We start from the raw sequence: 26,001 nt of genomic DNA on the forward strand, positions 1-26,001 counted from the left end.
TATAGGTGTTGCTAAAGGGGTAGGTGCTATTTGCGAGAAACAGCGCACGAAATCATCACAAGCCCTGATACGGCATTGGGCTGAGATCAGGCGCATCATCGCAAGCCACCGCGCAGGGAATGCCAGGGTGTTTGGATCTGTGCTGCATGGCGAGGATAACGAAGACAGTGATCTTGATCTTCTGATCGATCCGAACGGACACATGACGCTCTTCGATATTGGAGCTGGGGGAATTGCTCGGTGTCGAGGTGGACGTACTCACCTCCAACGCCCTTCCCGACAGTTTCCGTGAGAAGGTACTGAATGAGGCAGTACCTGTATGACTAATACTGCCGACCTCCGTCTAGGTGACTATCTCGGGCACATCCTGGAAGCCATTGAGCGGATAAATCGTTACACTGCCGATCTGGATCGAGCGGGATTCGAGTCCACAGAGCGGATTCAGGATGCGGTGATCCGAAATTTCGAGATCATCGGCGAGGCTGCGCGCAATATCGAGCGGCGATATCCTGAATTCGCCCGTGAACACACGAATGTGCCTTGGAGATTTGCATACGAATGCGCAATGCCCTCGCACATGGCTATTTCAAAGTGGACCTGGGTATCGCCTGGGACACGATTGAAACCGACCTACCGGGGTTTGCAAAGCAGGTAAGGGAACTGCGAGACGGACTATCTTGAGCGCACGAGTAGTGATCGATTCCCTGGCTTCATTTCTTTTGCGCGAATTCTTACATGAAGTTGTAAGGGAAACGTGTAGGCCATGGAAAACCGAGACCGTAAGCCGGAAACCCTTGCATGGATTCCGTGAAAGCGTTAATCTCTGCGCATGATCGTGTCATTTGGAAATCAAGCAACATCGGATTTGTACCACAGCATATCAAGTGCTCGCGTCAGGCAACTACCTTCGCAGCTCATTGCATCCGCGCTTTACAAGCTGGACGTACTCAATGCAGTTCAGTCGTTGGATGATCTCAGATCACCGCCTGGAAACAGATTGGAAGCACTGAAAGGAGACTTCAAAGGTTTCCATAGCATTCGCGTTAATGCTCAATGGCGCATCGTATTCCGGTGGCAAGACTCGAACGCCCATGAAGTCCGAATCATCGACTATCATTAATGAATCATTGGAGACAGCGATATGATACCATCTCATAGACTAGCAACCCATCCGGGGATCATATTACTCAAGGAGTTTCTTGAACCAATGGGATTGTCACAAAAAGCGATTGCAGCACATATCGGTATTCCCGTGCAGCGGATTAATGAAATTATCAGGGGTAAGCGGGGAGTGTCCCCTGACACTGCTTGGCTACTTGCTCAGGCTTTTAATACATCACCGGAGTTTTGGCTCAACCTTCAGGCAACTCACGATTTATCAGTTCATAAACCAAAGAATCAAGTTGAGCCCGTAGGCTGGGTCGAGGGACGAGACTCGGCAAACCAAGCGCGCCCATAGAAGCTGGGTTTCGTTCCTCAACCCAGCCTACGGGTTGAATTTCAACCACCGCCGCGGCTGGATTGTCGAGCGCATTCGGCAGCTTGTCTCCTTATCCGCCATTGATGTGACCGCCTACGCGGTGATGAATCGAATGTTGGGGTTCGTTCCTCACCCCAACCTACATTACTTACGATTTGTCGGTCCATGAACCAAAGAATCAGGTTGGGCCGCTGGTGGCAATTAGTGCGTAACAAATCGGCATCAACGAAATCATCGCCTGATGGAGAGGCGGCGCTTCGAATTCTTAAAAGATAAAAGGTGCCCTTAAGACAAGGCCAAAACTTTTTTGCCATAGGTGTTGCTAAAGGGGTAGGTGCTATGGGATTAACCTATGCTACCGTTCATCTGACTAATCTCTTCAACTATCAGAGTATGGAAATCAATGCATTAGTGGATACTGGTGCAACCTTTCTTTGCGTCACGGAGGAGGTCGCTTTACAGCTGGGCTTCGAGCTTACCGAAGCGCGCCGGCAGGTAGTTACTTTGGCCGATGGTCATCAATACAAAGTACCGAAAATCGCACCAATCGAAGTTGCCTTTGGAAACCGTAGTTATGTCACGGAAGCGGTTGTGATTGGTGATGAATCCTTATTGGGCGCATTGCCTTTGGAAGCAATGGATTTGGTCGTCGATCCTCGGCGACGACAACTCATCGCCAATCCAAAGCATCCGAACTATCCAGTGGCGCTAGCCAAGTAAAGTCCGCGTAGGTTGAGGTGAGGAACGAACCCCAACTGAACTCGACATGCAGTCAGAAGTCTAATCTTAGAAACTCCCTGTTACAGGGTTTTTTGATACACCCTATAAACCAGAAAAAACGAAGTTAAAACACTACCGAATTTTTCAAGGTTCCTTCAGCTTAACCGGATCAACCTGAAACTTAAGAGAGATAGACATGCCGGAATTATGTAGGTTCTTTGGAATCATAATTTACATGTATAGGGAAATAGGTGGAAAGCATCACTATCCCCATATACACGCTGACTATGCCGGCCAAAAAGCGGTGTTCAATATAGAAACAGCAGAGTTGATAGAAGGCAGATTTCCAAACAAGGAAAGAAAGCTCGTAGAAGCATGGATTGAGCTTAGAAAGAATGAACTAAGGCGAAACTGGAGTATGCTTAACACATCAACAACGACTCCAAGCTTTTCAAAAATCGATCCTCTGAGTTAGGAGAAAATCATGGCAGATTTAGAAAAATGGGTAATAGTGAGCTTTAAAATCAAAGAAGACTATGTAATTGATATTACCTTTAAGGATGGAAAAACAGAGACTATCGATTTTGAGCCTGTAATAGGCGAAGGATGGATGAAGCAGCTTAAAGATCCAGCATATTTTCGTCGGGTGAAGCTAAATGATGGAGGGAACCTAGAGTGGCCTGATGGGCAAGATTTTAATCCAGAGGCACTATATGCTTGGCCACGGTTCCGGCAATTTTACATAGAAGATATGAAAGAGCATGAAATCATCACAAGCCCTGATACGGCATTGGGCTGAGATCAGGCGTATCATCGCAAGCCACCGCGCAGGGAATGCCAGGGTGTTTGGATCCGTGCTGTATGGCAAGGATGACGAGGGCAGTGATCTTGCTCTTCTGATCGATCCCAACGGACACATGACGCTCTTCGATATTGGGGCGATCCACTACGAGTTGGGGGAGTTGCTCGGCGTCGAGGTAGATGTGCTTACTCCGAACGCCCTTCCCGATAGTTTCCGTGAGAAGGTGCTGAGCGAGGCAGTACCCGTATGACTAATCATGCCGACCCCTGTCCAGGTGACTATCTTGGGCACATCTTGGAAGCCATTGAGCGGATAAATCGTTACACTGCCGATCTGGATCGAGCGGGATTCGAGTCCACGGAGCAGATCTAGGATGCGGTGATCCGAAACTTCGAAGTCAAATGAATCTAGTCATCTCGTTGCCCGACAACCTGCCTGATCTCCTGCAGGAGACGCCTGAGGAATTCGAGCGCGAGGCCCGGATGGCAATGGCAGCGAAGCTGTTCGAGTGCAAGCGGCTCTCCTCCGGCATAGCGGCTCAACTGGCCGGTATGGATCGGGCGGCGTTTCTGTTGGAGCTCCACCGCTACGGCGTGCCGATGATCGACATCAGCGATGAAGAGCTCGCACTCGATGCCGAAGATGCATAACGAGAAGGAGATCGTCATGAACACGGGGCCGATCATTGCATTGGCAGCCGCGCTGAATGATCTTCATCTGCTGGACAGTCTGTATGGAACTGTGCACGTTCCATATGAAGTTGCCGTGGAGATCCGCGCGAAGGGTGCCGCAACCTTTGCGGTCGAGCAGTTCAATGCTGCGCGTGGGCTGATGATCCTAGACGCTCCCGTTGCAACGATTCCACCGTTGCTGCGCAACAACCTGGATCTTGGTGAGGCATCGGTCATCCAGTATGCACTGGACCATAAAATCCCCACGGTTTGCATCGACGAGATAGCCGGCAGGCGGGTTGCGCGCCTGTGCGGACTGAAGCTGACTGGCTCGCTGGGAATCTTGCTACGGGCGAAACGCGAGGGTTACCCGATAGTACTGAAAACGGCAATCAGGCGGATGACACCGGATTGGGTTTGTGAGATTACTTCACCGGGACATGAAAGGAAAGATTTATTTCATAACTTTATGTTATTGCAACGTAACAAAGTTTCGTATTATTGGGTCATTTCTCCAGAAGATAAGGCGCTGATCGCTTATGAACTTGTTGACGAAAAATATCGTGTTACCCTTTCTGTAGAGTATAGGGTTGAAAAACCTTTTGACAAAGCAAGAATACCACCATTTGAAGAAGTCGAGATTGATTTAAACTATATTTTCGGAGATGGCTGATATAATTTTTGAGGAAGCCAGTACTCTTCTATCGGATCCTCTTTCTGTTCCGGATCCGTTGAACGCGGAAATGGAAGAGAGGTACGTAACAATTGGCTTATCTGAAAAACAACACCTTCTCGTTGCAGTCCAATGCCATTAAGTTAGCTGCTGACCGCTGGTCGTGGTCGATCAGGATGCGGAAGAGAAAATGACGAAGCGCGCGAATCGGCGCGCATCCATTCGCGCGGATTCGCGTGATTCGTCGTTTCTCCTCTTGTTTGTCGACCGGATGGCATTGCGTTGCAGTCCATAAGGATAGAGATTCAGCGATACGACTTATTTCTGCCCGAGTGGCAGCGGTACACGAGAAAAGAGCTATGAAAGAATATGTAGAGTCGTTCAGATTATGGGTATAAAAATGATGGAAACCATAGAATACTGTGATGTAACTCACATTAAACCAATGGGAGAAGGGTTAAGGGTCTGCATCGATTTTGTTGATGCGCTCGCCCCAACGGAGGGCGTGTTCGTCGGTGATACCGGATACGGCTATTTGTTATCCTTATCCGAAAGTGTGCCTACTACTACCTATCCTGCCAGACCATTTAGAGTTAATGCAGGAGCATTCCATCAATATTTATTACTGGAGGAAGGCAAAACATGCTATTTGAGTGAATTGAAAGCAGGTGATAAAATTCCCGTCTATTCTCGTGAAGGGATGCGGGTTATCTCGGTAGGAAGGGTTAAAATTGAACGCCGGGAGTTGCTCCAGGTCCAGTGCACATGCGGTAATCAGGTGCTTTCAAGTACGGTGCAATTTTCTGATAGCGTGCGATTCTTTGGTAAGGAGAATATGGTTGATGCAAAAACTGTTGAAGTAGGTGACAAGCTTGTGTGCCGTCATGACATCCCCGGGCGACACTTGGGGAAGCGCAAGGAAGAATATATAGAAGAAATTTAGTCCCTTTCTATCACTCGGTTCCATGGATCCGCAATCTCTCTCCGGTGGCTGCATCGGGAGTTCAGGGCGACCGGGCACTCGCCCGGGCTGGCTATAATGCGCGAAGAGCCTCAGCAACCGCCATCCGGTCCTGACCGGGCGACAGGATATCCAGCATGACTTCACTCGACTGGACAATCGTCACCTTCTATGCCGCCGCCATGATCGGTCTGAGCCTATTCCTGGCCAGGGGCCAGAAGTCCCAAGCAGACTACTATGTGGGCGGGCGCAACCTACCCTGGTGGGCCATCGGGTTGTCCACCATGGCGACCCAGACCTCGGCCATCAGCTTCATCTCGATCCCGGCCTTCGTCGCCCTAAAGCCCGGCGGCGGGCTCACCTGGCTACAGTATGAGCTCGCGGTACCCCTGGCCATGATCGGCGTGGCCATGTTGTTGCTCCCCTTCTTCCGCCAACTCGGGCTGATCAGTGTCTATGAATATCTGGAGCATCGCTTCGGGCCCTCCGTCCGCTATCTCCTCAGTGCCGTCTTCCTCCTCAGCCGCGCCCTCGGCACCGGTGTGGGTCTGTACGCCAGCGGCCTGGTGCTGGCCGTGATTCTGGATCTGGAGCTGTGGATCACCATCCTGACCATGGGGCTGATCACCCTGATCTACGACACCATCGGCGGTATCAAGGGGGTCATCTACTCCGACGTGGTCCAGAGCCTTATCCTGCTTGCCGGGGTATTCATCATCATCGGCTTCGCATTGGAGCACCTGGACGGCATGGACTCGGTGTTCTCGCTCATACCCGCGGACCGCTGGCAGGCCCTGGATCTGACCTGGGGTCTGTCCGGGGAGTCCGCGGCGCCTTTCTGGGGCTTTCTGGTGGGCGGGTTTTTTCTCTACATGTCTTACTACGGCGCCGATCAGAGCCAGGTTCAACGCGAGCTCTCGGCATCGAGTGTCGCCGACACCCGCCGCTCCCTCTATCTCAACGGCTTCGCCCGCTTTCCCCTGACCCTCGGCTACGTCATCATGGGGCTCACGCTGGGGGCGGCCTTTATGGTCTCACCGGATCTCCAGCAGTCTCTGGAGGGGCAGAAATACGATTTTCTGGTTCCGGCATTCGTCCTCCACGAGCTCCCCGTCGGCATTCGCGGGCTGCTCATCTCCGCTCTGCTGGCCGCCTCCATGTCCAGCCTCGACTCGGCACTGAACTCCCTGTCCGCCGCCACCATGCGCGATTTCGTCGAGCGGGGCCGCACCCTCGCCGAGCGACGCATCCTGTTGCTCAGCAAGGTCACGACCGTCTTCTGGGGCCTGGTCATCACCGGCTTTGCATTCGTGGTCGGCGGCATCTCGGATACCATCATCGAGAGTATCAATAAGATCGGCTCGGCCTTCTACGGGCCCATCCTGGCTGCCTTTCTGGTGGGCGTACTCTCGCGCAAGGCGACGGCGGTGGGCATGTTCGCAGGTATCATCAGCGGCGTCGCCTTTAATCTCTACCTGTGGATTTTTCTCCCGGATGTGTTCTGGATGTGGTGGAACTTCACCGGCTTACTGGTTGCGGTCGCGGTGACCTTCGCCATCAGCCTGGTGCGGATCCGTGCCGGAAGCGCCGGCGGTTCAACGGGGTTCCGCTTCTCCGTTCGCTCCGGTGGGAGCAACCCGGACGGAGACGCACAGACCATCCGCAGGTATACCCTGGGCGGCAGCGGCTTGTTCGAGCGCGGGCCTCTGTGGCGGCCGGCCTACAGCCTGCTGATCCTCTATTTCTTTCTGCTGCTCGGCATACTGTTGTTCCTCAACTACGCCGCTGAAAACTTGATTCCGGCGGTCGGGTAGGGCCCTTGATCCCGCGGCCCGAAAAGGATGTCGAGGATTGCACCAGCATGGCAAGGGTTCGGGGATATGAGGAAACAACGCATGAGAGATGAGGAGATCATAGCCCTTGCTTGCCGAGACAACGGATCTTGATTACTTTGGACAAGGACTTCGGAGAGTTGGCCATCGTCAAGGGGCAGCTGCACAACGGCATCGTCCGCCTGGTAGACATTCGCGCCAGGGAGCAGGGGAAATATTGCTTGCTGGTACTCGAACGGTATCATCGTGAGCTTCTTGATGGTGCCATAGTCGTCTTGCAAGCGAACCGAATCCGCATACGCCCATCGGAGAGCCCGAATTCCAGGAAGTCGTGTATACACTGCAGGGCGAAGCGTGCATCCGCCTCATCTCCGCCCGCAAATCAACTCGGAAAGAGGCCAAGCACTATGCGTGACGAGTACGACTTCTCACAAGCAAAGCGCGCTAAGGAGATCCCGCACCTTGCCAGATTACAGGAGGAGGCCAAAGGCAAAAGCCGCATCACGATTATGCTGGATGGGGCATCCGATCATCTACCTCATTATCGCCGCCTTGATTACCGGCTGCACCTCGCCGCAGCAGCAGGAATCCGCCGGCGTATCAGGCCAGGCCCGCCTCGGCGTCAAGGCGGCGATCATGGCCGACGGCTACCGCCTACCCTTGCGGCGTTGGGACGCCGTCGAACGGCCGCAGGCCCTGGTGCTCGCGCTCCACGGCTTTAACGACTACAGCAACGCCTTCGCGACCCTGGGTCCCTACCTGGCAACCCAGGGCGTACTGACCTTCGCCTACGACCAACGCGGCTTCGGCGCCACTGCCCAGCGCGGGCGCTGGGGTGGAGAGGAACGCTTGATCGCCGACCTGAAGACGCTGACCAAGCTGCTGCGGGAGCGCTATCCGGGGCTCCCCTTGTTTCTGCTCGGGGAGAGCATGGGCGGCGCGGTGATCATGGCCGCTGCGGCGCAGGCAGATACGGGAGTGGATGGCATCGTGCTAATGGCACCGGCAATCTGGTCCCGCGCTACCATGCACCCGATTCAGCGCTGGGCGCTCAAGCTGGTAGCCTACACGCTTCCCTTCCTCGAGCTGACCGGCAGCGGACTCGGGATTCGGCCGTCGGACAATACCGACATGCTCCGCGCCTACCGCGCCGATCCGCTCGTCATCAGGGGGACTCGAGTCGATGCCCTGTGGGGGGTCACGAACCTCATGGATCTGGCGATGACCAGGGCCGGGCGACTGCCTGGGCCGACCCTGGTACTTTATGGGGAGCATGACGAGATCATCCCGGACGGTGCTTTCTGCACCCTGTTGGACCTGATACCGGCGGATCGGCGGGACATCCGCATCCTGCTCTATCGGGAGGGCTGGCATATGTTGACCCGCGACCTGCAGGGTGAGCGTGTGATGGCCGACATCACGGCCTGGCTGCGAAGACCGGACGGGCGCCTCCCCTCCGGCGAAGAGGTCCAAACCGGTTCCCGCCGGCTGGAGCGTTTCTGCCGGGAGTGATTGCCCCAGGTCGATTTTCCCATACTCAATCCGATCCGGGCTGTCCCGCAGCTGGCTGTCGGTTTCGGCGATGCAGTTTGTTTCCCTTCACGGTAGTGGTTGGATTTTAAGAAGCTGTCTGGTTAAAACGGATCCTCGCGTCGGGTTGCGTTACGCCGCGTTCGGCGCCGTGCCGGTCCGGGCGCAGTCCTGGGTTATTTGGCGTTGGTTGTGGGAAAAGATCCCTCCTGCGTTGGGACCAGTCCGGCGTGTTGGGTTAGGGCGCGTTCAGCCCTGTCACTGGGTTTCGGGATCGAACCGCGCGCCTAACCCAACCAACACTTAACGCGAGGCCGCGCGGGCCGGCAGCGCGGGGGTAATCTGGGTGTAGGTTGCGTTGAGACGCTGGTACGGACCTGGCCGTCGCTCAATGAGCCGTTGGGCGTCGAAACGCAACACGTCCGGTCCCCCAAACCGCGCCGAATCATTCAGGATTGCTTTTAACCAGGCAGCTTCTTAGCTGTGAAACCCGCCGTAATCTGCGATAAAGAACGACACATCAACCCTTGGGAATCCCGCGCTTGGCGAGCCGGTCCGCCCGCTCGTTTTGGGGATGTCCGGCGTGACCCCGTACCCAGCGCCACTCGAGCTGGTGCCGCGCGACCGCCTGATCCAGGCGCTCCCACAGATCCCGGTTCTTGACCGGCTTGCGGTCCGCGGTGCGCCAGCCGTTGCGCTTCCAGCGGGCCATCCAGGCCGTAACGCCTTGCTTCACATATTGGGAGTCAGTAGTGACCCGTACCCGGCTGGGACGCTGCAGGGTTTCCAGGGCCCGGATCACGGCCATCAGCTCCATGCGGTTGTTGGTGGTGCCGGCCTCTCCCCCCCAGAGCTCCTTCTCATGCGCACCGTAGCACAGCAGCGCACCCCAACCACCGGGGCCCGGATTGCCCTGGCAGGCCCCGTCGCTGAAGACCTCTACTGGTTCAGATACGGGCTCAGACACGGGTCCCTTCCGCCGTTTTACCGAGTCCGACGCTGCGGGTAGCGGTCTCCCGCGTGGTGGGCTCCACGGCCCCAGCGGCAAGCACCGGCCGCCGGCTCTTCCAGGAGGTCCGCAGCGGCGTCAGGGTGGATACCCGTTTGACGGCCCGCAGGGCATAGACACCGCCGAACACCGGCCAGAAACGCCGCCCCAGGGTGTCCAGAAACGAGAACTGCTGCAGCAAGGCACGGCGCCAGGGGGGACGGAACATCATCGTCTCCTGCAGCTCGATATTGAAGCCGAGCAGCGACAGCCAGTCACAAATGCGGAAGGAGGTCAGAAACCTGCCGCACCAGGGTAGGCCGCCTTGTCCGCGTCGCACCAGACGCCAGAGACCCCACAGGCTCAAGGCGTTGAAGCCGAACACCACCAACCGACCCTCGGGGATCAGTACCCGCTCCGCCTCCCGCAGCACCTGGCGGGCGTCGTCCGCGAACTCCAGCGTATGGGGAAGCACCACCAGATCCACACTATCGGCGGCAATGGGGAGCCGCTCAGGGACGGCAACCGTTTGTAATCCGAGGGAGTAGGGGGCAGCAGTCGGCAAGAGCAAAATGCGGCGGCGGACGCGGCTGACCTGGATCGCCTCCGAGAGGGCGGTGCCCCCGCCCACCTGGAGCAGATAATAGCCGAAGGTGTCCCGCAGCATGCGTTCCAGGCACCGGGCCTCCTGATCGGCCAGCTCCCGGCCCAGGGTCGAGCCGTACCAGGCATCCAGGGGCGCAATCGACGCCGGCCTGCGGTGATCGGGACAATCGGTCATATCATTTGCCATACAGAGGGTTGAAACCGGAAAGCCTAGGGGGCGTTCTCGATTAATAAACTACCTAATCCTTACTATATCGAACCACGGATCGACACGGATCAACACGGATTTGTCTCCATCCGTGTTCATCCGTGGTTCTCTTTGCGTCCATTTGCGTTCATTTGCGGCAAAACAGAATTCTCAATGATAGAACCGAACCGATGTTATCGGTACTTTGGCACTGAGGTACTCGTGATCTTCTCTGCGGGCAGTATGGGTTTGGTGCTCAAGCCCGAGTAAGCCTAGCCAGAAAATCCACGGTGATGTGTGCGCTCACTCCCCACAGCAGCTCCTGGTCGAACTCGTCGTAGAAGACCACATCCCGGGCCTCGGGGTGATCCGGCGCCGGCCAGGTGAGCACCCGTCGGTGAGCGGCATCCCCGAGCCAGGCCAGGGGGATACCGAACACCCGCGCGACCTCGCTCGGATCCGGCCTCAGCGCCAGCGGCCATGGGATCTCGCCTACGACCGGGGTGACCAGGTAGTTGCTCACCGTATGCAGCGGTTGCAGCTCACCCAGCACCACCACCCGCCGGGGATCCAGCCCGATTTCTTCCCGTGCCTCGCGCAGCGCCGTCGCGGCGGCATCCGCATCCCCCGGCTCCCATTGACCGCCGGGAAAGGCGACCTGGCCGCTGTGATGGTCCCCCGGATACTCGGTACGGCGGATGAAGAGCAGATGCCAGGCCTCCAGATATCGAAACATAGGCACCAGAACCGCCGCTGGCCGGGGTTCCCGGCGCGGTGCCCCCGGCAGCTCCTGGGCGTGGGGACGGGATGCCCGACCGGATCGCAGCCGGCCGGAGATTGCACCGCGGTCGAGCCGATCCAGCATTACACCGATCTCCATGTGTCCCCTGGCGAATCATACTAATTTTTCTGGTTGTCATTTGCCATCTCCACCGCAGGGGGAGAGCTTACCGGCTAGTGTGCTAACGGGTGAGGGGAGACCAACGGCTTCCGTTTCGATACGGTTAGTCCATTAGTCCATCGATGCGGTTCGCGTCTCCTCTATGGCGCCGTCCTGAAGGTTCTACCGCGCTCACCGCATCCTGCGGCCCTGCTTTGGAGTGCGCCGGCAAAGCGGCGCGACCGAATCGAACCTCAGCGACGGGGGATACCAGCGGCACTTGCCAAGAACCTGGGCATCGAGCTCCACACGCGCCGCGGCGACGGCGCTTTCCCCTGGCCGCAGCGCCTTTGCCGGGGATAGAGGCGTCGCCAAATCCAAAGCGGCGGCGGGTTTGCAGTGTACATGCCGGCAGCCCCGGTTACACCAGGTACCGCGGGTTTCTACTAATGCTGGGATAAAGTCGCCGCCGCACTCCAAAGTTTCCGCTGGACCGCTCCGGTTCGTCGCCTGCCGGTGCGTCCCTGCACGCAGACAGGTGCTCACCACACGCGAGGGTCGTGCCGGGATGGAGGATAGAACCGCGTGGAGCGGTTCATCGACCACTCCCGGTTTCTTTTTGGATCCCCTCACCCCGCCCCTCTCCCGGAGAGGGTGTTGTAAAAGGGCTTTCTCGCGATCAGCGCTGACCACCGAGGACAACAGGGGCCAACCGAGAGGCCGGGTGGCCTGAGCGCGGCACCCGAGATGGAATAGCCAGTTGAACCCGCACCCACCGGCTGAGCCGCCGAATCCAGCGCCAAAGAGCAGCAACCAGCGTCCGTGCGGGCCTCAGCGCCAAGGCCCGCCCCAGATTGTCGAATTCGCATCGCTGCTTGCTACCCACGCGTTAGCTTGGCTCGTCGTAGTTTACCCACCTGCGCTACCCTTTTGCGACACCCTCCCGGTGGGAGAGGGGCGAAGCTCGTAGGTTGGGCAAAACCGCCAGGGACGGCGGCGTGCCCAACAAATCATTTAAATATTAACCACTACCCGATGCCGTTCGGAAAAAGGTCTTGGCGGTGACCACCAATAGCCGGCTCGACCCTGAGGTATCCCCACATTATTGCAATCTAAAACAACGAGTTATGGAGCGAATGAGCTGCCACGATGCCCTAATGGCTCGTTCCCACGCTCCAGAGATTGTGAAAGAATTCGCCGTTGGTGGTAGTAAAGGGTAGACCAGCGGTCGAGCCAGATCCAATCGGCTGACAATTATGGCGAGACGATACAAGCAAGGCACAGCCCGAGCTCAGGGAGCCCTGTTGCCGCCCCGGGTCGAAGATTATGTCAGCGAGACCAACCTGGTTCGGGCGATCGACGCTTACGTGAACACACTCGACCTGCAGGCGTTGGGCTTTACCAATACCGAGGATGATCTCACCGCGGGTCAGCCGGCGTTCGAGCTGGCCCTGCTGCTCAAACTTTATTAGCTATTTATGGGCTTGCCCACCACAAATCCAGGAGCTGGCACTCAGCGGCTAGACACCGCCGATTTAGCGCCTGGGCACCGCTTTCCGGGCTTCCGAGGTGCTGCAACCCAAGGCCCGCAAGCACGGGCGAATTCTTTCACAGTCTCTCCAGCGTGGGAGCCAGAGGCTGATTTGTGGGGATACTTCAGGGCTCGACCAGGTTTTCGACGCTGAAGCAGTGGTCCGCTAAAGATGCCGCTGACATTTCATCTCCATCCCGGCATGGTGCTGATGTGTGACTTCAATACCGGTTTCAAGGCCCCGGAGATGATCAAACGGCGGTCGGTAGTGGTGATCTCACCACGGCCCCGGCGCTCGAACCTGCTTTGCACCATCGTGCCGCTGAGCACCACCGCGCCGAACCCGGTAGAGCCTTTCCACCATCGGATGGATCCGCGCTCGTTACCTGGCAAGCTGAGTAAGAAGGAGACCTGGGCGAAGTGCGATATGTTGGCCACCGTTTCTTTAGGGCGTTTTGACCGGGTGATGGCCGGAAGAGGCCGCACGGAAAGCGCATTTATGTTGCGGAACGGGTGATTGCCGATGACCTGAGGGCGATCCGCCGGGGCGTGATGATTGCCCTCGGGTTGGTAAATCCATCTTGATCCCATAAGGTCCAGGAACCATAATAGGTACATTCCCGATAAATCGGGCTTGCAAGACTACCTCCGGGTAGCAGACCCCAGCCGGTGATGACAAACTGACTGGGGCCTCTGATCCAAGGCCCTGCATCGCAAGGTGCAGGGTCTTTTGTCTATCCGGAGACCGGAGACACCCGGTCCGCCCGTCACGCCGCTTGCAAGCTACGCAGCAAGCACCGCGCTGCGCCGTACCAGGATTCGGGGCCGCCAGACTCCCTCCGCAAGCCCCGGCAGACTGGCTCCGTGGCTCCGGTCGCGGATGGATAAAAGTCTGAGGATGCACTCAATCCCTCAGCAATCCACTTACAAAACTCGGGAAGCCTCCATTGGGATTCAGGAAGATGAAAGAGTTGGGCCAATTCTTCAGTGGCCGCCAGCACCGAGTTTTCGAGCCCCTGGGAACTCACGAGAAAGCGCCGACACCGGCGCTTTTTTCGTTTCTCGCTTGGAATAACCTCTGCCGGCGCAGCGGATGGATTTTCGTCCGCCAAAGTGGCAGTATTCGAGTCCCTTGGGTTACTGATCCGATTGCTCCCACGTTTGCTGTTTCATTCCAAGGGCATTGCTGTTACCGGGCATGACCGATCCTCGTGAGGTCCTGATCGTACGTCGCCTGGGTCTTCGCGACTACGAATCCACCTGGCGAGCCATGCAGTCCTTCACCGACCGGCGTGGCGCAGACACCGCCGACGAGCTCTGGCTGCTGGAGCATCCACCTGTCTACACCCTGGGTAAGGCCGGTCGTCCGAAGCATGTCATCGATCCGGGCGGTATCCCCGTCATCGCAACCGACCGTGGCGGCCAGGTTACTTATCATGGTCCGGGACAGCTCGTCGCCTACATTTTGCTCGACCTGCCCCGCGCCGGAATCGGCGTGAAACGCCTCGTGCAGCTCCTGGAACAATCCGTCGTCGCTCTACTGAGGGGCTACGGGATCGCGTCCTCCACCCGCTCCCATGCCCCCGGCGTTTATGTAGAGGGCGCCAAGATCGCAGCCGTCGGGTTGCGGGTCCGCCGTGGTTGCAGCTTTCACGGATTGGCCCTCAACGTTAACCTGGATTTGGCGCCCTTCTCGCGGATCGATCCCTGTGGTTATCCAGGACTGGCGGTGACTGCAATCGCCCAGCTGGACGCACCGGCCAAGATTGGACCGGTCGGCACCGGATTGGCTGAGCAGATCGCGCGCTTGTTGGCACGGTGCATTATTCCCGTTTAAAGGACGACCAATACGCGACCTTTGTGCCAATGCCATTAAGTTAAGCATTACTCGTTGGCAAAAAGGGGGAAAAACTACGAATCACGCGAATTCTCGCGAATGGATTCGCGCCGATTCGCGCGCTTCGTAGTTTTTTCTTCCGCATCCCGACCGACCACGATAAGCGGCCAGCAGCTAACTTAATGGCATTGATCTTTGTGCTGTCGAACATCAGTAAAGGCCCACACTGGCGTCAGATCGCACCCTCCAACGACAGTCGCTTTTTGCACGCATATTTTCATTTCCTTGAACAGGCTATGTGGGCATCCGCCAGGTATGCCGTCTTTCTACTGGAAGAATAATGCCATGAATATCGGAAATATACTCCCCCATCATGCCCGCTTCCGACCCGATCGTACGGCATTGATCTGCGGCGATCAGCGGCTTACATACAGCGAGCTGAACCAGAGTGTGAATCAGATCGCCAATGCCATCCGCACATCGGGTATCCGCAAGGGCGACAAGATAGCCATGCTCCTTCCCAATTGTAGGGAGCTGTGGGAGCTTTATTGGGCCATTGCCAAGCTGGGCGCCGTCTCCGTGCCGCTAAGTCCGCTCCTGAGAGGCAATGGCCTGCGCAATCAGCTCAACAATGCGGATACGGCCCTCCTGGTTACCACTGAATCGGTAGCTACTTACCTCGATCCGATATTCGATACTTTACGCCTCCGTCATAACGACGTCTGGCTCACCGATGCGGAGGAGCACCATTGCTATGACTCCTTTTATCGCCATAAGCATCGAGCATCGGATGAGGAGCCCCCGGAGGCCGATATCCATTCTGATGATCTCTACAATATCATCTATAGTAGCGGCACCACGGGTGAACCCAAGGGCATCATGCACACCCATCGCGTTCGGGCAGCCTATATGACACTGTTCAGCAGTTATTACCGTATGACTCCCGAGTGTGTGGTCCTACACTCGGGTTCCATTATATTCAACGGCTCCTTTCTCACCACCATGCCGGTGATGTTTCTCGGCGGCACCTTCATTCTGCATGAAAACTTCGATGTTGAAAATCTAGTACGCACGATCAAGGAAGAAGGTGTAACCCATACCATGTTGGTCCCGTCGCAGATCGCGGCGGCCCTTGAACATGCCGATTTCACCGGAGAGCACATCGCGTCATTGGAGATGATACTGTCCGTTGGGGCCCCCTTGCATCAGAAGTACAAAGAGGAAATCAACCGCCGTATTCCCGGTGCATTTTATGAGCTGTACGGATTGACGGAAGGGTTTGTGACCATACTTGACAAGACGGATTTCCATAAGAAGCCGGGGTCGGTTGGTTGTCCACCACAGTTCTTCGACATGCGAATCGTCGATGACGAGGGCCGGGATTTACCGCCGGCAGAGGTGGGAGAGATCGTGGGCAGGGGACCGATCCTGATGGCGGGATACTACAAGGACCCCATGCGCACGCGGGATGCCATAAAGGATGGCTGGTTGCATTCCGGTGATCTGGGCTATGTGGATGAGGACGGCTATCTCTTTCTGGTGGATCGAAAGAAAGATATGATCATCAGCGGCGGGGTGAACATCTATCCCAAGGACATAGAGGAAGTCGTGATCGAGCATCCTGATGTGCAGGAAGTGGCGGTATTCGGCGTGCCGGATGAATCCTGGGGAGAAGCGCTCGTCGCGGCCGTTGTATTGAAACCACCGAGTGGCGCACGGAGCGATGAGCTCAAATCCTGGGTCAATGATCGCGTGGATGCCCGCTTTCACAAGCTCAAGGCGGTCTATATCATGGCGAATTTCCCGAGGAATGTAGCCGGAAAAACACTCAAACGTGAGATCAAGAGACAATATCTGGAAAGCGAACAATGTCCGTGAAAAACGCTTTACAATTCATCGTCCAACTGCGCGCTGATGAAGAACTCAGCAAGCAACTTGTTTTCTCCGAGGGGGTTCCTGAGCTGGAAAGCTTAGTCAGACTTGGCGATAAAATCGGTCTTTCCTTTACCGTTGAAGAACTGCGGGTGGCGCACAAACATGATTGGGGGATGCGTTACATATCATGTAGCCGTTCAACCCCCACCTCCGGATCCTGATCTCAAATAGCGCAATCAAAGGCGCATTCTCCGGTACAGACGTGGCTACCAACAACTCGATGACCTCTCGGGCACGCAACAATGACCCAATTTTACTTCCTATGTAATCATCCGGGACCCGACACGAGGCCACCTTACGGGAGATCATGATGGAGACAGGCAAGATCATCGTGTTTTTTCTGGCGCCGCTATCCGATCTTGGCCAGCAGGCGGGCTATCCAGGCCTTCATCCTTGGTAACCAGCCGGTCGCTTCGGCCAGGTGGGGCGGAAACAGCAACTCGTCCGCGAAAGCAAGCCTTTCATGCAGCGTATTCAACGCCAGGAGGTCCGCAAGCGCCCATCTTGGTTTCGAGGCGTGCAGGAGGTGCGCGCTGGGCTCTTGGCGATAGTTGCGGGTCATTGCGGTCAGATAGCCTTTCGGGTAGGTCGTGTGGAAGTAGTATTGGCATATGACGAGTGCGTCCAGACAGAGCGTACCGACCTGCTTTTCAATCGCCAGGCGCTGAAACCGGTCGAAATCCTCTGCCGAGAACCCGCTGGTGATAAGGTGGATGTCGTAGAGCCAAATCAGCCGGTTGCGCATGGTGTTTCTGCCGTGCGCGATGCGGTGGATGCAGGCATGCAACAGCAGTTGGGGGGGAGACAGCATATAGGCGCTGCCGCCGAGCTCGGGCAGCGGCTGACGCGTTCTCCAGCATTGCTCGAATTGCAGGATGTTGTTGAAGATAACGCGGTTGCTGAGTCGCCAGTGAATATCGAACGACACGGCGAAATCCTGCCGAGACGGGGAGAGGGCGACGAATTGTTTGGAGGCATAGGATCCTTGATCCAGGCCCGATAACCGATAGCCGTTTGATGCCAGGACCTCGGCAGCCAGGTCCGTGTCCGCTGCTTGAATGAAGAGATCGGTATCGCAGCGGATTCTAAGATAGGGGGCCTGATAGTATCGCAACGCGATCGGCGTACCTTTCAGGAGCAGCACGGGGATGTCCGCCGTGGCCAGCAGGTCGATCGTTTTCCGGGTGGCGGCGATCAGCATCAGGTCGTAGACGACCTGCTTGTGATTTGCCGCGCGCAGCGCCTTTTGGTCCTCATCGGCCAGACCATGTACGATTCCTTGCCGGACGCGGTAGTCGAGCATTGCCGTGACGCCGTGGCTTGTGGCCGTTTTCAGCAGCCGGGTTGCGACCTTTCGGGAGGGGCGGGGAACCTGTATGGGCCGGCCGGAAAGTGCCCTCGCCAACAGCAATACGCTCGGGTGATAGGTATCGGACATCGGAGTCAGCAATCCATGGTGTGGTGTTCGGAAGTCGCGGTGAGTATAGGATATCCGGGTCAGCATCTTCAGGATATGGGCGAGGTCTTGCGGATCGGTGGTTCTGAAACCGGCGGTCGGTGAGCGGCCGGCGGATCGGGTCCTGGACGATGGATTATCTATTTCACAAGCTATTGACTCAAATGGCCATGCCGCTTGGCAGCGGCGGTATGCTGATACTGGTCGGGATTCTGGCGTCGGTATTGCGGCGGCGGGGCCTCGGTGCCGGGCTGTCGCTGTGCGGATTGCTGTGGGTCTGGCTGTGGGCAACGCCTGTGTTTTCCGACTGGGTACGCCTGTCTCTGGAGCGGCAGTACGGACCGATCGCCATCGATGCATTGCCGAGCGCCGATGCGATCCTGGTGCTGGGTGGAGGCGTCGAAGGCGCCGCCGCTCCGCGGTTGTTCCCCGATTTGAGGACCTCAGCGGACAGGATCTGGCACGCGGCGCGCTTGTTCCATAAGGGGAAAGCACCTATTGTGATACTGGTCGGAGGTCGTTTACCGTGGCACACAAACCGGGGTCGCGAAGCAGACGCCATGTTGCGGTTTCTGATCGATCTCGGGGTGCCCGGGGGCAAGGTGCTGTTAGAGAGGCACAGTCGAAATACCTATGAGAATGCGCGTGAGACGCAGCGCCTGCTCGCCGACAGGGGTATGGATCAAGTGCTGTTGGTGACATCCGCCTACCACATGCGGCGCGCGCAGGCGATGTTTCGCGCGGCGGGAATCCAGACGATTCCGGCGGCCACGGACTACGAGGTGTTAGAGGGGCGGGAATTGACCCTACTCGATTTTCTGCCGGATGCTAGGGCCTTGAAGATTGGTTCATTTGCTTTGAGAGAATACCTGGGATTCTGGTTCTACCAATGGCGGGGTTGGGCCGATTAGTCTCTGTTAGGCTAGACTGTCGGTAGGGGCCTATTCACCACTTCTGCCGATTGGTGAGCCTTGAGGTGGCCCTTTCTTAATGGAGCTGAACCATGCTGGGAAATGGAATGAGCCGGGAGCTGTTCGCAGGTGGTCTACTCGCATTTGCCTTAACCGCGGTTCTTCTGTGGGTTTTGGTGCCTGTCGCCCATCACGTCGGTCTGGTCGACCATCCCGGCGGTCGCAAGACTCACTATCATACCACGCCCTTGATCGGCGGCATCGCGATGTTCGTCGCGTTCGCCTTCTCCGCACTCATGCTCGACATCTCGTTATCGAGCTACCGGATGCTGTTCGCCGGATCGCTGCTCCTCGTAGTCGTGGGTGCAATCGACGATCTGTATGAGCTGTCCGCGTCGCGCCGCTTTATTGCTCAGATCGCGGCGAGTCTTCTGATGACCCTGGGGGGAGGCGTGGTGCTCGTGGATTTCGGTTATCTGGTGATGCCGGATAACCTGCTGTCCTTGGGGCCCCTTGCCGTCCCGCTCACGGTTATTGCCACGGTTGGCCTGATCAACGCAGTGAACATGGTGGATGGCCTGGATGGCCTCGCGGCGTCGCTTGTGCTCATTGCCATCATCACCCTTGGCGTCATCGCCTGGTTTGGCGGCGATGTTCAGGAGATCGCCATAATGGGGTTGCTCGGCGCGACGATCCTTGCCTTTCTGCTGTTCAATCTGCGCCTCCGCGGGCGGGCGTTGGTGTTCATGGGCGACGCAGGCAGCCTGTTTCTCGGGTTTGTTCTGGTGTGGTTCCTGGTCGCGCTTTCACAGGGGGAGCAACGGCTCTTGGCGCCGGTCACGGCGCTGTGGTTGTTCGCGTTGCCGCTGATCGATACGATTGCACTGATGGTGCGCCGGGTGCTGCTTAGGCGCTCACCCTTCCTGGCCGATCAGGAGCACTTTCACCACATCTTACTCGCGGCAGGTTTCAGCCCGAGACAAGCGCTCAGCCTGATGGTGTTGCTTGCGCTTGCTGCCGCCTGCGTGGGGCTGGCCGGGCACTTTCTCGGGGTCTCGGAGCACTGGATGTTTTTCGGCTTTCTTGGTCTGTTGGCGCTGCATTTCTGGATGATCATGCGGATCTGGCACCGGCGGCGCTTTTGGGGAAGACCATTGTCGCCGAGTGACGATGCCGTTGCGTAGCTCTACTCATGACCTAAGGATAGTTTGAACCGCATCGATACCTGATCAGGTACCGGGAAAACCGATCCGCCAAGGTCGTGTTTTCAGGGAGATTTATACGCGCCCGCCCTGGCTCGGGAAGGAATGGCTTGGGCGCCGGTCGCCCGGTCGCCTATAATCCGGGGACTCGCGAACGCCTCAACCTGGGTCCAAAGCAAATGCGCACGGTTTTCTACGCCATCTCTGCCGCCATCGGGCTCGGTTTCGCCGCTTCGGCCTGGGGCGAAGACCTGATCCAGATCTACGATCTGGCGGTCCGCAGCGATCCGACCCTCAAGGAAGCGGAGCAGACCCTGTACTCCAGGCGCGAGGTCAAGCCCCAGACCCGGGCGCTCCTGCTGCCGAGCCTTGACCTCACCGCCAAGGCCCAGTACCAGCGGGACGAGACCTCCGGCCCCAGTGTCTTCGGCACCAATCGCCGTCGGAACGATACTTACGATTCACAGAGCTTGACGGCTTCCGTCACTCAATCGGTCTACAATCGAGCGGATTGGATACGCCTCGAGCAGTCCGACAACACCATTGCGGCGGCGGAAGCGGAATACAGAAATGCCCGGATCGATCTGATGGTCCGCACCACCAGAGCCTATTTCGATGTGCTGCGCGCCGCCGATGCGGTTGGTGTCCAGGCGGCCCTGCAGCGTGCCAACGAGCGCCAGCTCGAGCAATCCAGGCAGCGTTTCGAGGTGGGCCTGGTCGCCATCACCGATGTCAACGAATCCCAGGCCGCTTACGACCGCTCGCGGGCCGACCTGATCGGTGCGGAGCACAGGCTGAATAACCAGTGGGAGACCTTGCGGCGCATCATCGGACCGGTGAGCATCCCCCTGGCGCGGCTCGGCGCGCGGCTACCGCTGAAGCTGCCCCAGCCCAACGATATCGACGCCTGGGCCGATGCCGCGGTCAAGAACAACTATGGTGTGATCGCAGCCCTGGAGGCGTCTCGGTCCGCAAAGAAACAGATCGAGATCGAGCGTTCCGGCCACTTCCCCACATTCGGCCTGCAAGCGGGGTACGATCTGGCCAGGACCGGGGCGGAATCCGGTACCGACCGCGATACCGGATTCGTCGCCCTCACCATGCGCTTACCCCTGTATCAGGGCGGTTCCGTGACCTCCCGCACACGCCAGGCGGGTTACGATCTCCGCGCGGCGCAGGACCGGCTCGACCAGGCCCGACGCCAGGTCCTGAACGCGGCAAAGGATGCCTTCCGCGGCATTATCTCCAGCATCAGCGACGTGCAGGCGCGCCACGCCGCCGTCGTCTCCGCCCACAGCGCGTTGGAGTCCACCCAGGCCGGTCTCGAGGTCGGCACCCGCACCCAAGTCGACGTGCTCAATGCGCAGCAGCTCCTGTTCCAGGCGGAGTTCGACTACCTGAGTGCCCGCTACGACTACATCGTCAATGGTGTGCTGCTGCATCAGGCTACCAGTACCCTGTCCCGGGATGTGCTGGTGAAAAGCAATGCTTGGCTGAATCCGGAGGACAGGGTCCCACCGCCCTCCTATTGAGTCCGGTGGGAACGGGACCTGTACGCACATGTCCGGAAACAGCTTCGGTAAGCTCTTCGTGGTGACTACATTCGGCGAGAGCCACGGGCCCGCCATCGGCGGTATCGTGGACGGCTGTCCTCCCGGCCTGGCGCTCACCGCGGCGGACCTGCAGGTAGATCTGGATCGCCGTAGGCCCGGACGCTCCCGCCATACGACCCAGCGGTGCGAGTCCGACCGGGTGCGGATCCTGTCCGGTGTCTTCGCGGGTCAGACCACGGGCACTCCCATTGGATTGGTCATCCACAACCAGGATCAGCGCTCCAGGGACTACACCGAGATCGCCGCGAAGTTCCGCCCCGGCCACGCGGACTACAGCTACGAGATGAAGTACGGGGTGCGGGACTATCGGGGTGGTGGCCGCTCCTCGGCCCGGGAGACGGCAATCCGGGTCGCAGCGGGGGGGATCGCTAAGAAATACCTGTATGACCGGCTTGGGATTCGGGTACGCGGCTATCTATCCCAGCTCGGTCCCATCCGTCCTGCGGGCTTCGATTGGGAGCAGGTGGAGAAAAATCCCTTCTTTTGTCCGGATGCCTCCACCGTGCCGGCGCTCGAGGCCTATATGGATGCCCTGCGCAAGGAGGGAGATTCGGTGGGTGCCCAGGTGACGGTCGTGGCCGAGGCTGTCCCGGCGGGACTCGGCGAGCCGGTCTTCGATCGGCTAGACGCGGACATCGCTCACGCGCTGATGAGCATCAACGCAGTCAAGGGCGTGGAGATCGGTGCCGGCTTCGCATGTGTGACCCAGAAGGGCACAGAGCACAGGGATGAAATCACGCCGGAGGGGTTCCTGAGCAACAACGCCGGCGGCGTGCTGGGAGGGATCTCCAGCGGTCAGGACATCATCGCCCGGATTGCCCTGAAGCCGACCTCCAGCCTGCGCCTGCCGGGGCGGACCATCGACCGCTCGGGGGCAGCCACCGAAATCATCACCACCGGGCGGCACGACCCGTGCGTAGGGATCCGCGCCACGCCTATCGCCGAGGCCATGCTGGCCATGGTGATCATGGATCACCTGCTGCGTCACCGGGGCCAGAATGCGCATGTAACTCCACAGACTCCGCGCATACCGGCCACGGCCGACGGCCGCTGATATCCCCTTTCAATCCGCAGATTACACAGATTAAAACGAAATCTGTGAAAATCTGCGTAATCTGCGGATAAAGGATATCGTTACCGATCGTTCCCCCCGTCCGCGGAGGAAGGCGACTTGCCTTGCGGGCTCGTCTTTTTTGCCGACCGGCCGTTTCCCCATGCCCTATTGGCGTCTCTCGTCCTTTTACTTCTTTTACTTCGCCGCCCTAGGGGCCCTGATTCCGTTTTGGGGCCTGTATCTCAAGGACCGCGGTTTTACGCCCCTGGCCATCGGCGAGCTGATGGCAATCCTCATGGCCACCAAGATCGTCGCCCCCAACCTCTGGGGCTGGATCGCGGATCGCACAGGGGCACGTCTGTCCATGGTGCGCCTGGCCTCGCTGTTGACCTTGCTCACCTTCTCCGGGATTTTCGCGGTGGATGGGTTTTGGGGCATCGCCCTGGTGATGGCCCTGTTCGGCTTCTTCTGGAACGCATCCCTGCCGCAGATCGAAGTGATCACCTTCAATCACCTTGGGCCCCGGGCCCGCCACTATGCCACCATTCGACTTTGGGGCTCGATCGGCTTCATTATCGCCGTGCCCACCCTGGGTGCCGCGGTGGAGCGGACCGGGACCCAGGTCGTTCCGGAATTGGTGCTCGTGTTCTACGCGGGAATCTGGCTCAGCAGCCTGGCCATCCCCGACCCTGGGCGACCTCCGGTAGAGCAGTCATCCGGCTCCCTGTCCGGTCTCATGAGGCAGCCGGAGATCGCCGCCTTTCTCACGGCCTGTTTTTTCATGCAGGTCAGCCATGGGGCCTTCTACGTCTTCTATTCCCTCTACCTCACGGAGGCAGGCTACTCGAGCACCACGGTCGGTGCCCTGTGGGCCTGGGGCGTGGTCCTGGAGGTGCTGGTGTTTTGGCGCATGCACCACCTGCTGGCGCGTTTCGGCGCCCGTAGGATACTGCTGGTCAGCTTGGGCCTGGCCGTATTGCGCTGGCTGTTGACCGGCGGCTTCGCCGCCAACCCGGTGCTTCAGCTCTTCGCCCAGACCCTGCATGCGGCGACCTTCGGCGCCTTTCATGCCGCCGCAATCCATCTCGTGCATCACTACTTCAGCGGCCGTATCCAGGGTCGCGGACAGGCCCTCTACAGTAGTCTGAGCTTCGGCGCCGGTGTCGCCGTCGGCAGTCTGTTGAGCGGGGTGCTCTGGAGCAATGCCGGTGCCGGATTCACCTTTGTCCTGTCCGCCCCAGCCGCGGGTCTGGGCTGGCTCGCGGTCTGGGGTTGGGTGGACAAGGAACGGCGGTATTAGCAATCCTGAATTATTTGGCGTTGTTGGGGGGTTCGATGCATGGCATTGGCCTTCATCCCGACGACAAGCGATGCCGGTAGCGACTAAACTTAGATCCTAGTCGCGTTACGCCGTGTTCGACGCCGTGCCGGTCCGGGCGCGGTCCGGGGTTATTTGGCGTTGGTTGTGGGAAAAGATCCCTCCGGACAACGCCAAATAATTCAGGATTGCTTAATGCCACTCAAGCCGGTTATGCAAACTCGGTGTAATTACCCGCCACTTCCGCCCTCAGCGATCCCATGAACAAGGAAACAAGACATGCCGTCTTCGAGCGTCTGCAAGCCGCCAACCCGGCGCCTACCACCGAGCTCGGGTACTCCACTCCGTTCGAGCTCCTGGTGGCGGTCATCCTCTCCGCCCAGGCTACCGACAAGATGGTGAACCGAGTCACCGCCGAGCTCTTCCCTCTGGCCAATACCCCGGAGGCCATCCTCGCCCTGGGAGAGGAGGGTCTCAAGCACCACATCCGAACCATCGGGCTGTTCAACAGCAAGGCTGGAAACATCATCAAGACCTGTGCCATCCTAGTTGAAGAGTATCAGGGCCGGGTTCCTGCGGACCGTAAGTCCCTGGAGAGGCTGCCCGGCGTCGGACGCAAAACCGCCAATGTGGTGCTCAATACTGCCTTTGGACAACCCACAATAGCGGTGGATACCCATATCTTCCGCGTCTGTAACCGTACCCGCATCGCCCCCGGCAAGACCCCCCTGGAGGTAGAGCAGAAGCTGCTGCGATGCGTGCCCCATCCGTTCCTGAAGGATGCCCACCATTGGTTGATCCTCCATGGCCGCTACCTATGCACCGCTCGCCGTCCCCGGTGTCAGGCATGCCTCATCCGGGATCTGTGCGAGTTTCAGGATAAAACCCCTGAGCCGATAACAAGTTAAGACGATTGGCGGAAAACGGCATATCGGATTGCGCCGATTACTTAAATGTTTGTCAGACATTACCGAAGTGATCGGTGCTATCCTGCTATTTCGTCATGGTCCTGATCCTCTTTTTCATCGGTGCCGGTAGATACACCAGCATCGACTACTGGATCGCCCGCCGTTTCCGCCGCAGCCTAGTACCTAGTTTCGACAGATATTGCAAGTTCATAGTATCTGCTGGCTCACACGCTTGGCTTTCACGCTCCGGCGCCAAAACTAGCAGAATCGATCGAAACTATGGACTAGTGCAGCATAGTAAAAATACGGAGACCATTTCTTGCATTAGAACCACGGATGGACACAGATAAACACGGATTATGATCTGTGTTTATCCGTGTTTATCCGTGGTTCTTCGGTGCGGTTCGTTCTGGTACAAGTCCAATTAACAAATGGCATTAGGATTTCTACTACGCTGCACTAGAGGGTAATTGGAATGGGACTTATTTATACAAGCATTGATTTGAAAAATCCGAGAGATTCCTCTCTTAAGCCGGTAACAGTCAAGGCCCTTGTTGATACGGGAGCAGTTACTCTCTGTATACCAGAACATGTTGCTGTCCAACTGAAATTGGATGAGTTGGAAAAAAGAGCAGTCAAAACCGCAGATGGAAGATCATGTCTTATTCCCTATGTAGGTCCACTCCAAATCAGGTTTGAAAACAGAAATTGTTTTACCGGTGCCTTGGTGCTCGGTAATTCGGTTTTATTGGGATCCGTACCCTTGGAGGATATGGATCTGGTTATAAATCCAAGGTCTCAAGAAGTTACTGTTAATCCCGATAGTCCAAATATACCTTCAGCGGTAGTTATGCACCTAACAAGAAATTCAACCTGACCTGTCGGTCAGGCATGGGGCCACGCTTG

31 protein-coding genes and 1 pseudogene are annotated in these 26,001 nt (G+C 57.7%); 28 read left to right on the forward strand and 4 right to left on the reverse strand.

Annotated elements, in window-relative coordinates; genetic code table 11:
• The 16 genes and pseudogenes from E1958_RS10040 to E1958_RS10110 all read left to right on the forward strand — a co-directional run.
• A partial coding sequence (locus E1958_RS10040) for a nucleotidyltransferase family protein (protein WP_481752901.1) occupies positions 1–292 on the forward strand: 292 nt, incomplete at its 5' end.
• Positions 293–319: 27 nt separating this feature from the next.
• A pseudogene (locus tag E1958_RS21645) lies at positions 320–484 on the forward strand (HepT-like ribonuclease domain-containing protein); the annotation flags it as partial.
• A 74-nt stretch (positions 485–558) separates the two neighbouring features.
• Positions 559–681, forward strand: a complete 123-nt coding sequence (locus E1958_RS21650; protein WP_256091456.1) for a HepT-like ribonuclease domain-containing protein — start codon at positions 559–561, stop codon at positions 679–681.
• Between the two features lie 148 nt (positions 682–829).
• A complete protein-coding gene (locus tag E1958_RS10050; RefSeq protein WP_133511772.1) occupies positions 830–1,120 on the forward strand; it encodes a type II toxin-antitoxin system RelE/ParE family toxin in 291 nt (96 codons plus the stop codon).
• Between the two features lie 21 nt (positions 1,121–1,141).
• Positions 1,142–1,459, forward strand: coding sequence for a HigA family addiction module antitoxin (locus E1958_RS10055; RefSeq protein WP_089724239.1), 318 nt, complete (start codon positions 1,142–1,144; stop codon positions 1,457–1,459).
• A gap of 300 nt (positions 1,460–1,759) precedes the next feature.
• Positions 1,760–2,200 (forward strand): clan AA aspartic protease, encoded by a 441-nt coding sequence (locus tag E1958_RS10060; RefSeq protein ID WP_133511773.1) that lies wholly within the window; start codon positions 1,760–1,762, stop codon positions 2,198–2,200.
• A gap of 196 nt (positions 2,201–2,396) precedes the next feature.
• Positions 2,397–2,675 (forward strand): DUF4160 domain-containing protein, encoded by a 279-nt coding sequence (locus E1958_RS10065; RefSeq protein ID WP_089724237.1) that lies wholly within the window; start codon positions 2,397–2,399, stop codon positions 2,673–2,675.
• A 9-nt stretch (positions 2,676–2,684) separates the two neighbouring features.
• Positions 2,685–2,999, forward strand: a complete 315-nt coding sequence (locus E1958_RS10070; RefSeq protein WP_133511774.1) for a DUF2442 domain-containing protein — start codon at positions 2,685–2,687, stop codon at positions 2,997–2,999.
• Positions 2,962–3,252 (forward strand): nucleotidyltransferase family protein, encoded by a 291-nt coding sequence (locus tag E1958_RS10075; RefSeq protein WP_089724235.1) that lies wholly within the window; start codon positions 2,962–2,964, stop codon positions 3,250–3,252. Before E1958_RS10070 ends, E1958_RS10075 begins: the two co-directional genes overlap by 38 nt.
• Positions 3,249–3,374 (forward strand): ribonuclease HepT family protein, encoded by a 126-nt coding sequence (locus E1958_RS21655; RefSeq protein ID WP_279381420.1) that lies wholly within the window; start codon positions 3,249–3,251, stop codon positions 3,372–3,374. Before E1958_RS10075 ends, E1958_RS21655 begins: the two co-directional genes overlap by 4 nt.
• A gap of 29 nt (positions 3,375–3,403) precedes the next feature.
• Positions 3,404–3,652 carry a UPF0175 family protein gene (locus tag E1958_RS10080; protein ID WP_089724234.1) on the forward strand — a complete coding sequence of 83 codons (249 nt, stop codon included), beginning with the start codon at positions 3,404–3,406 and terminating at the stop codon, positions 3,650–3,652.
• Positions 3,653–3,668: 16 nt separating this feature from the next.
• Positions 3,669–4,346: a PIN domain-containing protein gene (locus tag E1958_RS10085; RefSeq protein WP_243725257.1), complete on the forward strand. Its 678-nt coding sequence runs from the start codon at positions 3,669–3,671 to the stop codon at positions 4,344–4,346.
• Positions 4,347–4,734: 388 nt separating this feature from the next.
• A complete protein-coding gene (locus tag E1958_RS10095) occupies positions 4,735–5,289 on the forward strand; it encodes a 3-dehydroquinate synthase II domain-containing protein (RefSeq protein WP_165742205.1) in 555 nt (184 codons plus the stop codon).
• Between the two features lie 155 nt (positions 5,290–5,444).
• Positions 5,445–7,121 carry a sodium:solute symporter family transporter gene (locus E1958_RS10100; protein ID WP_133511776.1) on the forward strand — a complete coding sequence of 559 codons (1,677 nt, stop codon included), beginning with the start codon at positions 5,445–5,447 and terminating at the stop codon, positions 7,119–7,121.
• 128 nt (positions 7,122–7,249) lie between these two features.
• Positions 7,250–7,861, forward strand: coding sequence for a DUF5615 family PIN-like protein (locus E1958_RS22000; protein WP_424945075.1), 612 nt, complete (start codon positions 7,250–7,252; stop codon positions 7,859–7,861).
• Positions 7,776–8,651 carry an alpha/beta hydrolase gene (locus E1958_RS10110; RefSeq protein ID WP_424945076.1) on the forward strand — a complete coding sequence of 292 codons (876 nt, stop codon included), beginning with the start codon at positions 7,776–7,778 and terminating at the stop codon, positions 8,649–8,651. The genes E1958_RS22000 and E1958_RS10110 overlap by 86 nt, the downstream gene beginning before the upstream one ends.
• 538 nt (positions 8,652–9,189) lie before the next feature.
• Here the strand turns inward: E1958_RS10110 and rnhA are convergent.
• From rnhA to E1958_RS10125, 3 genes are all read right to left on the reverse strand, one after another.
• Positions 9,190–9,636: a ribonuclease HI gene (gene rnhA, locus E1958_RS10115; RefSeq protein ID WP_133511778.1), complete on the reverse strand. Its 447-nt coding sequence runs from the start codon at positions 9,634–9,636 to the stop codon at positions 9,190–9,192.
• On the reverse strand, positions 9,629–10,450 hold the full coding sequence (locus tag E1958_RS10120) for a class I SAM-dependent methyltransferase (protein WP_243448512.1): 822 nt from the start codon (positions 10,448–10,450) through the stop codon (positions 9,629–9,631). Before E1958_RS10120 ends, rnhA begins: the two co-directional genes overlap by 8 nt.
• Before the next feature lie 256 nt (positions 10,451–10,706).
• Entirely contained in the window at positions 10,707–11,330 is a 624-nt protein-coding gene (locus E1958_RS10125; RefSeq protein ID WP_133511780.1) for an NUDIX hydrolase, read from the reverse strand.
• 1,256 nt (positions 11,331–12,586) lie between these two features.
• On the opposite strand from E1958_RS10125, the gene E1958_RS10130 reads away from it, so the two are divergent.
• The 5 genes from E1958_RS10130 (at position 12,587) to E1958_RS10150 (ending at position 16,794) form a co-directional block, all read left to right on the forward strand.
• The gene (locus E1958_RS10130; RefSeq protein ID WP_133511781.1) at positions 12,587–12,802 is read left to right on the forward strand and encodes a hypothetical protein; all 216 of its coding nucleotides are present in this window, start codon (positions 12,587–12,589) and stop codon (positions 12,800–12,802) included.
• Between the two features lie 231 nt (positions 12,803–13,033).
• Positions 13,034–13,378: a type II toxin-antitoxin system PemK/MazF family toxin gene (locus E1958_RS10135; protein ID WP_133511782.1), complete on the forward strand. Its 345-nt coding sequence runs from the start codon at positions 13,034–13,036 to the stop codon at positions 13,376–13,378.
• 681 nt (positions 13,379–14,059) lie between these two features.
• Complete coding sequence (gene lipB, locus E1958_RS10140; protein ID WP_133511783.1) at positions 14,060–14,698, forward strand: lipoyl(octanoyl) transferase LipB; 639 nt, start codon at positions 14,060–14,062, stop codon at positions 14,696–14,698.
• 345 nt (positions 14,699–15,043) lie between these two features.
• A complete protein-coding gene (locus E1958_RS10145) occupies positions 15,044–16,576 on the forward strand; it encodes a class I adenylate-forming enzyme family protein (protein WP_133511784.1) in 1,533 nt (510 codons plus the stop codon).
• Positions 16,567–16,794 (forward strand): Nif11-like leader peptide family natural product precursor, encoded by a 228-nt coding sequence (locus tag E1958_RS10150; RefSeq protein ID WP_133511785.1) that lies wholly within the window; start codon positions 16,567–16,569, stop codon positions 16,792–16,794. The genes E1958_RS10145 and E1958_RS10150 overlap by 10 nt, the downstream gene beginning before the upstream one ends.
• A 188-nt stretch (positions 16,795–16,982) precedes the next feature.
• Here E1958_RS10150 and E1958_RS10155 read toward each other — a convergent pair whose 3' ends face one another.
• Positions 16,983–18,071 (reverse strand): nucleotidyltransferase domain-containing protein, encoded by a 1,089-nt coding sequence (locus E1958_RS10155; protein WP_165741811.1) that lies wholly within the window; start codon positions 18,069–18,071, stop codon positions 16,983–16,985.
• 149 nt (positions 18,072–18,220) lie between these two features.
• Here E1958_RS10155 and E1958_RS10160 point away from each other — a divergent pair, with 149 nt between their 5' ends.
• The 7 genes from E1958_RS10160 (at position 18,221) to E1958_RS10195 (ending at position 25,972) form a co-directional block, all read left to right on the forward strand.
• Positions 18,221–19,000 carry a YdcF family protein gene (locus tag E1958_RS10160; RefSeq protein ID WP_133511786.1) on the forward strand — a complete coding sequence of 260 codons (780 nt, stop codon included), beginning with the start codon at positions 18,221–18,223 and terminating at the stop codon, positions 18,998–19,000.
• A gap of 92 nt (positions 19,001–19,092) precedes the next feature.
• Positions 19,093–20,184, forward strand: a complete 1,092-nt coding sequence (locus E1958_RS10165; protein WP_133511787.1) for an MraY family glycosyltransferase — start codon at positions 19,093–19,095, stop codon at positions 20,182–20,184.
• 197 nt (positions 20,185–20,381) lie between these two features.
• Positions 20,382–21,734 (forward strand): TolC family outer membrane protein, encoded by a 1,353-nt coding sequence (locus E1958_RS10170; protein ID WP_133511864.1) that lies wholly within the window; start codon positions 20,382–20,384, stop codon positions 21,732–21,734.
• Between the two features lie 28 nt (positions 21,735–21,762).
• The gene (gene aroC / locus E1958_RS10175) at positions 21,763–22,869 is read left to right on the forward strand and encodes a chorismate synthase (RefSeq protein ID WP_133511788.1); all 1,107 of its coding nucleotides are present in this window, start codon (positions 21,763–21,765) and stop codon (positions 22,867–22,869) included.
• 160 nt (positions 22,870–23,029) lie between these two features.
• Complete coding sequence (locus E1958_RS10180; protein ID WP_133511789.1) at positions 23,030–24,169, forward strand: MFS transporter; 1,140 nt, start codon at positions 23,030–23,032, stop codon at positions 24,167–24,169.
• Between the two features lie 278 nt (positions 24,170–24,447).
• On the forward strand, positions 24,448–25,095 hold the full coding sequence (gene nth, locus E1958_RS10185; protein ID WP_133511790.1) for an endonuclease III: 648 nt from the start codon (positions 24,448–24,450) through the stop codon (positions 25,093–25,095).
• A gap of 475 nt (positions 25,096–25,570) precedes the next feature.
• Complete coding sequence (locus tag E1958_RS10195; RefSeq protein WP_133511792.1) at positions 25,571–25,972, forward strand: clan AA aspartic protease; 402 nt, start codon at positions 25,571–25,573, stop codon at positions 25,970–25,972.
• Positions 25,973–26,001: the final 29 nt, after the last annotated feature.

This window comes from Candidatus Thiosymbion oneisti (assembly GCF_004359955.1).
GTDB classification, from domain to species: domain Bacteria; phylum Pseudomonadota; class Gammaproteobacteria; order Chromatiales; family Chromatiaceae; genus Thiosymbion; species Thiosymbion oneisti.

Excerpts from the sequence above, each read along its gene's own strand:
- E1958_RS21650 (WP_256091456.1), top strand. The coding sequence starts at position 559 with ATGCGCAATGCCCTCGCACATGGCTATTTCAAAGTGGACCTGGGTATC.
- E1958_RS10050 (WP_133511772.1), top strand. The coding sequence starts at position 830 with ATGATCGTGTCATTTGGAAATCAAGCAACATCGGATTTGTACCACAGC.
- E1958_RS10055 (WP_089724239.1), top strand. The coding sequence starts at position 1,142 with ATGATACCATCTCATAGACTAGCAACCCATCCGGGGATCATATTACTC.
- E1958_RS10065 (WP_089724237.1), top strand. The coding sequence starts at position 2,397 with ATGCCGGAATTATGTAGGTTCTTTGGAATCATAATTTACATGTATAGG.
- E1958_RS10070 (WP_133511774.1), top strand. The coding sequence starts at position 2,685 with ATGGCAGATTTAGAAAAATGGGTAATAGTGAGCTTTAAAATCAAAGAA.
- E1958_RS10075 (WP_089724235.1), top strand. The coding sequence starts at position 2,962 with ATGAAATCATCACAAGCCCTGATACGGCATTGGGCTGAGATCAGGCGT.
- E1958_RS21655 (WP_279381420.1), top strand. The coding sequence starts at position 3,249 with ATGACTAATCATGCCGACCCCTGTCCAGGTGACTATCTTGGGCACATC.
- E1958_RS10080 (WP_089724234.1), top strand. The coding sequence starts at position 3,404 with ATGAATCTAGTCATCTCGTTGCCCGACAACCTGCCTGATCTCCTGCAG.
- E1958_RS10085 (WP_243725257.1), top strand. The coding sequence starts at position 3,669 with ATGAACACGGGGCCGATCATTGCATTGGCAGCCGCGCTGAATGATCTT.
- E1958_RS10095 (WP_165742205.1), top strand. The coding sequence starts at position 4,735 with ATGGGTATAAAAATGATGGAAACCATAGAATACTGTGATGTAACTCAC.
- E1958_RS10100 (WP_133511776.1), top strand. The coding sequence starts at position 5,445 with ATGACTTCACTCGACTGGACAATCGTCACCTTCTATGCCGCCGCCATG.
- E1958_RS10110 (WP_424945076.1), top strand. The coding sequence starts at position 7,776 with ATGGCCGACGGCTACCGCCTACCCTTGCGGCGTTGGGACGCCGTCGAA.
- E1958_RS10120 (WP_243448512.1), bottom strand. The coding sequence starts at position 10,450 with ATGGCAAATGATATGACCGATTGTCCCGATCACCGCAGGCCGGCGTCG.
- E1958_RS10125 (WP_133511780.1), bottom strand. The coding sequence starts at position 11,330 with ATGGAGATCGGTGTAATGCTGGATCGGCTCGACCGCGGTGCAATCTCC.
- E1958_RS10130 (WP_133511781.1), top strand. The coding sequence starts at position 12,587 with ATGGCGAGACGATACAAGCAAGGCACAGCCCGAGCTCAGGGAGCCCTG.
- E1958_RS10135 (WP_133511782.1), top strand. The coding sequence starts at position 13,034 with ATGCCGCTGACATTTCATCTCCATCCCGGCATGGTGCTGATGTGTGAC.
- lipB (WP_133511783.1), top strand. The coding sequence starts at position 14,060 with ATGACCGATCCTCGTGAGGTCCTGATCGTACGTCGCCTGGGTCTTCGC.
- E1958_RS10145 (WP_133511784.1), top strand. The coding sequence starts at position 15,044 with ATGAATATCGGAAATATACTCCCCCATCATGCCCGCTTCCGACCCGAT.
- E1958_RS10150 (WP_133511785.1), top strand. The coding sequence starts at position 16,567 with ATGTCCGTGAAAAACGCTTTACAATTCATCGTCCAACTGCGCGCTGAT.
- E1958_RS10155 (WP_165741811.1), bottom strand. The coding sequence starts at position 18,071 with ATGTCCGATACCTATCACCCGAGCGTATTGCTGTTGGCGAGGGCACTT.
- E1958_RS10160 (WP_133511786.1), top strand. The coding sequence starts at position 18,221 with ATGGATTATCTATTTCACAAGCTATTGACTCAAATGGCCATGCCGCTT.
- E1958_RS10165 (WP_133511787.1), top strand. The coding sequence starts at position 19,093 with ATGCTGGGAAATGGAATGAGCCGGGAGCTGTTCGCAGGTGGTCTACTC.
- E1958_RS10170 (WP_133511864.1), top strand. The coding sequence starts at position 20,382 with ATGCGCACGGTTTTCTACGCCATCTCTGCCGCCATCGGGCTCGGTTTC.
- aroC (WP_133511788.1), top strand. The coding sequence starts at position 21,763 with ATGTCCGGAAACAGCTTCGGTAAGCTCTTCGTGGTGACTACATTCGGC.
- E1958_RS10180 (WP_133511789.1), top strand. The coding sequence starts at position 23,030 with ATGCCCTATTGGCGTCTCTCGTCCTTTTACTTCTTTTACTTCGCCGCC.
- nth (WP_133511790.1), top strand. The coding sequence starts at position 24,448 with ATGAACAAGGAAACAAGACATGCCGTCTTCGAGCGTCTGCAAGCCGCC.
- E1958_RS10195 (WP_133511792.1), top strand. The coding sequence starts at position 25,571 with ATGGGACTTATTTATACAAGCATTGATTTGAAAAATCCGAGAGATTCC.